This is a genomic window from Blautia sp. CAG:257, from assembly GCF_000433815.1.
GTDB classification, from domain to species: Bacteria; Bacillota; Clostridia; order Lachnospirales; family Lachnospiraceae; genus Blautia_A; species Blautia_A caecimuris.
The window spans coordinates 3,874-8,035 of sequence record NZ_HF999057.1 but is presented as its reverse complement, the minus strand read 5'-3'; the positions used below and the strand labels follow the sequence as shown (position 1 = coordinate 8,035).

5 protein-coding genes are annotated in these 4,162 nt (G+C 41.3%); 1 reads left to right on the top strand and 4 read right to left on the bottom strand.

Features of this window, described 5'->3' with window-relative positions; translation table 11 throughout:
• Positions 1 to 474 precede the first annotated feature (474 nt).
• Complete coding sequence (locus tag QVP40_RS07650) at positions 475 to 960, top strand: DUF2284 domain-containing protein (protein ID WP_022067880.1); 486 nt, start codon at positions 475 to 477, stop codon at positions 958 to 960.
• A gap of 116 nt (positions 961 to 1,076) precedes the next feature.
• On the opposite strand, the gene QVP40_RS07645 is transcribed toward QVP40_RS07650, so the two are convergent.
• The 4 genes from QVP40_RS07645 to QVP40_RS07630 form a co-directional block, all read right to left on the bottom strand.
• On the bottom strand, positions 1,077 to 1,685 hold the full coding sequence (locus QVP40_RS07645; protein WP_022067879.1) for an ECF transporter S component: 609 nt from the start codon (positions 1,683 to 1,685) through the stop codon (positions 1,077 to 1,079).
• Positions 1,686 to 1,862: 177 nt separating this feature from the next.
• On the bottom strand, positions 1,863 to 2,495 hold the full coding sequence (locus QVP40_RS07640; RefSeq protein ID WP_138271752.1) for an SdpI family protein: 633 nt from the start codon (positions 2,493 to 2,495) through the stop codon (positions 1,863 to 1,865).
• Positions 2,496 to 2,557: 62 nt separating this feature from the next.
• Positions 2,558 to 2,848 carry an autorepressor SdpR family transcription factor gene (locus tag QVP40_RS07635; RefSeq protein ID WP_022067877.1) on the bottom strand — a complete coding sequence of 97 codons (291 nt, stop codon included), beginning with the start codon at positions 2,846 to 2,848 and terminating at the stop codon, positions 2,558 to 2,560.
• A gap of 158 nt (positions 2,849 to 3,006) precedes the next feature.
• Positions 3,007 to 4,162 (bottom strand): sugar ABC transporter substrate-binding protein (locus QVP40_RS07630; protein WP_288200382.1); only part of this gene is annotated, 1,156 nt, incomplete at its 5' end.

Here is a 4,162-nt window from a genome sequence, read left to right as displayed (position 1 = left end):
ATTTACCACTTTCTTCCGCCTCTGTCAACTGTTTTTTTTATAAATTTTTCAATAGTTTTTTCAATAAGTCTTTTTAACCTTTTTACACTCTTTTTCTAATAAACTGGAATCCCTCAAACATTTCAATCTCGCTGTTATGTGAAATTGAATCCCATCATTCCTCTTCTGTGTATTCGTATCACTGTTCACGCCCTTCACAGTAACCTGGTTAAAATACATTCCAAATCACCTTCGATGATAGCATTTTAACCTGTATGCCTCGGAATTTTTGCTATACATGCCAAAACACCTTGCGGGATAGTAACCTGTGAACAGTAATGTATTCATTACAGACAGAAGAATAAACCATGGTCATTCCTTCCCATATGCGTTATAATACTATCAGACTTTCTATCACTATACACACTTCCCCATAACATGGGAGAAAGGAAAATTCCAATCATTTTATATATCTGATTGGATCGGATATTTTATATGGATTTTATAAAAGAAGCCCTGACTCTTGGCTTTGACAATGCTGCTGTTATTGATGTGAAAGACCTGGTATTCGTGCTGGAGTACCGGCAATTCTGCGAAGAAAATCTCTGTGGAAATTTTAACGTGCTATCCTCCTGTCCGCCAGCATGCGGCACACCGGAAGAAATGCACCGGAAAGCGCTGAATTATAAAAAGGCGCTGATTCTTCAGACTGTTCTGGAATCCCCTGAAGAACAGTCTGATGTAAAAAAAGCAAAGTGCAACCATAACCTTCTTACAGAAAAACTTTATAAAAAAATGGCAGCTGACGCAGAAACTACTCCTCTGCTCATCAGCGCCGGGCCTTACAAACATTTTTCCTGTATGTCAGCTTACGGTATCGATGCCCAGAAAATGGCTGACGCTGCCAATATGCTGTGCTGGACACAGGACGAAAAAATACGTCTTTTTTCTCTGCTCCTGTTTAATCCGGAAAATTCATAAAATAATCGCCCTTACAGAACCACAGAAAATATAATCTGACATCTGTAAGGGCGAATCTTATTTTTCACAACTGCCGCCTGTACTTTTATTCTTTTACCTAAGTCCAGCTGCCCGTTTCAGCTAACCTGTTTACGCCGTCCGACCACCAGAAGATGGCTTTTTATCAGCACCGGACGAACCGCATTGTATATCACTGCAACAAGGATTACTGATATTACTGCATTGACGAATGTTGCCATTGCGCTCATCTTTGCCAGAACCTCTGCCATTTTCTGGGGCTGCCCAAGAATGTACTGTTTATAGAAATATCCAACCACCGGATCTGCCACCACATTAAAAGCAAGTCCGGCTACAGATGCCAGCACACTCCATTTAAACACATATTTTTTATCTGTACTCTCATTTATTTTTGCGATTTTATGAGCCACAAGTCCTGTAATAAGCCCAATACAAAGCTTTAAGACAAAGGTCTTCGGAGCGCCTGTGATATACACAGGATCCATAAGATCCGCAACCGTCATGCCAATGGCCCCGGCAAGTCCTCCATACCATCCGCCCAGAAGAAGCGCTCCCAGAACACAAAATGCATTTCCGATATGGATTGAAGTAGCATCGCCTCCGGGCACTGGTATTTTTATCTGAAGAAATGTAAAGGCTACATAGCAGAGCGCTGCAAGAAGAGCGGTTTCTGCAAGTTTTGTGATAGTGCTGTTCTGATTGTTCATAATAACTGCCTCCTCTTTTTTCATGAATTACTGATATCTTAATCGATATCTGTGCTTTTTAAAATACACAATTTTTATCTTTTTAAAGGGGACAGTTTTTATTATGGATTTTTTATATATTGTCCAGAATACCGGCAGCTTCCGGGGTGCGGCAGCTAATCAGATTTCCTGTGATTTTTATATTCCTTTTTTATAAAGATAAAAGGAATAACCTGCAGGGATCAGGAACACACAGGCAAGAAATGCAAAAAGCACCCACTTTGACTGCAGAAATCCATTGATCACAAAAATAGCTCCGCCCATAATAAACAGCCATGAAGCTACTCTGTGTGTACGGTTCCAGTTTTCTTCACTGTTCAGTGTCCAGGGAAGTTTGATTCCTACTGAATAGTTCTGTTTGATCTTATGCATATAATTTCCCATAATAACAAACATAATTCCCAGGAGTATGTTTACAACCATACCTGTGTCCACACTCATTCCCAATGCAGTTGCATAACTGATCAGATTTGTTACCACAGAAACAATGGGAATCATCCAGAGAATAGCCCGCATCAGTTTCTGGTTGATATTTTTACGTTTCGGATCTGCGCCGACCATAAATGCGCAGAAAAATTCAATAGCAAGTAAAAATAACGGCATTCCAAATACAGCTACAGGCTTGCTGGTCCATCCGTTTACCTGATTGTCACTGCCGAAATGTGTGGGGATCATATCCGGAAGCTGATCCCAGAAAATAATCCCAACTATGATAGGGCAAAGAATCATAAGGCTGGCAGCAAACAGTGTCCATTTGTATCTTTTTATCATAATAATCATCCCTCCAGTTTCATAATCTTTCCGGTCAAAAATTCTCTGCTGCAAAAGCAGCATTACTTCTTACTCTCCTTTTCTTCATCTTTTTCACCGGTGAGCTCTGACAGCCACAGCAGGATTTCTTCCACAACTGAGGTGTTCAGCTCATAATACACATAATTTTTTACTTTTGTTTCCCATACCAGATCTGCCTTTTTTAATACACTTAAATGATACGATATGGTAGCTCCGGTCATATCAAAATGGCTGCCGATTTCTCCTGCAGACATTTTTCCGTTTTTCAGAAGCTGCAGAATTTCTCTCCTTACAGGATCTGACAGCGCCTTAAATGTAGCTGCAAAAGACATTTAATCCCTCCTTTTCATGAAACTATTTAGAAATATTTCTAAATAGAATATACCTCTCTGTATACAAAAAGTCAACAGCTATTTAGATTTTTTTCTAAATAGGTGTTGACTTTTATGTTTGCTTCTGAATCCATATAAATAAAGCCCACAAGTCTCAATCACGTAGAGGGATTTGACAGCCGTATCTGCTGTGTCAGCTCATGACCTCCCTGCTGATACCACTGCTCTACAAAGGTTTCAAAATAGCTGACAGGCTTTTCTCCCATAATAATCTGAATAAACGTACTTGTTTCAAACTGGCGCAGGGATTGAGGGATTTCTCCGCCTGCATCATCCAGATAGCTTCTGACAGCCGGTGTATAATGCTTATCTACAAGAAGCCCTACTGCTGAAATTCTTGATTTGTATGCAGCCCAGTCTTCTGCAGTGTAATCTTTTCCGCTGAGATAGGAGCTGCAGGCCTGATAGTAGGACTGCTCAATGGCAGTAAGATTTCCCTCCGGATAGTTTCCATTCAAAGCTGCCTCAATATTTTCTGTCACCTGATAGGTTGCTTCGTTATAATCCACATTGATCACAAGCGGTCTTGCAGTAGGGTCCACATTCAAAGCAAAATATTCGTTTACCTCCCGGGCATCTTCTGCCTCATACCTGGTATAGTCAAAAAGAACGCTGATGATCTTCATCACGATTTCCGGATGCTCATAGCCCTTGCGGACTACCACATATTTATTATCCCTGAAGGATTCATAAACATTTTTATCTGCCAGCTCCTGGAGATAATAAGGTTCCCAGTCTGCTTCGCTGTTTTTCTCATAGCTTTCCATCAGCGGATTATTAGGAGTCCACCACAGTCCGAAAAAAGCTCCGCATTTTCCATTTACGACCAGATCTCTCAGATTATTAGGAGCGCGCAGGGCAAAGTTCCGGTCCAGAATCCCTCTGTCATACAGCTTATGCAGATAATCAAGAGCTTCCTTTGTTTCTTCTGTCAGAGATCCGTAAACAATTTCTCCGTCCTGACTGATCCATCTCTGAGGATTTGCCCCAAAACTGTCAAACACAGGATCTACCGAATAACTGGAGCTTGTGGTACCCACAAGATTTGTGTCACATGCCAGACCCACAGGAGTTTCTCCATCTTCCGTACCCATTCTGTTTTGTACAAAAGCATCTATGATCTCAAAAGCATCTTCAAGAGTTTCCGGCTCCTCCAGCCCCAGCTCCTCCATCCAGTCCTTTCTCAGCCACAGAAGATTCGGTCCGTGGTCGATCACTGTTTCCGGAACAGCCATCAGCCTTCCGTTGAATTTT

What these genes read in the sequence shown, in the direction of transcription:
- QVP40_RS07635 (WP_022067877.1), bottom strand. Translation starts at nt 2,848, where the DNA reads ATGTCTTTTGCAGCTACATTTAAGGCGCTGTCAGATCCTGTAAGGAGA.
- QVP40_RS07650 (WP_022067880.1), top strand. Translation starts at nt 475, where the DNA reads ATGGATTTTATAAAAGAAGCCCTGACTCTTGGCTTTGACAATGCTGCT.
- QVP40_RS07645 (WP_022067879.1), bottom strand. Translation starts at nt 1,685, where the DNA reads ATGAACAATCAGAACAGCACTATCACAAAACTTGCAGAAACCGCTCTT.
- QVP40_RS07640 (WP_138271752.1), bottom strand. Translation starts at nt 2,495, where the DNA reads ATGATAAAAAGATACAAATGGACACTGTTTGCTGCCAGCCTTATGATT.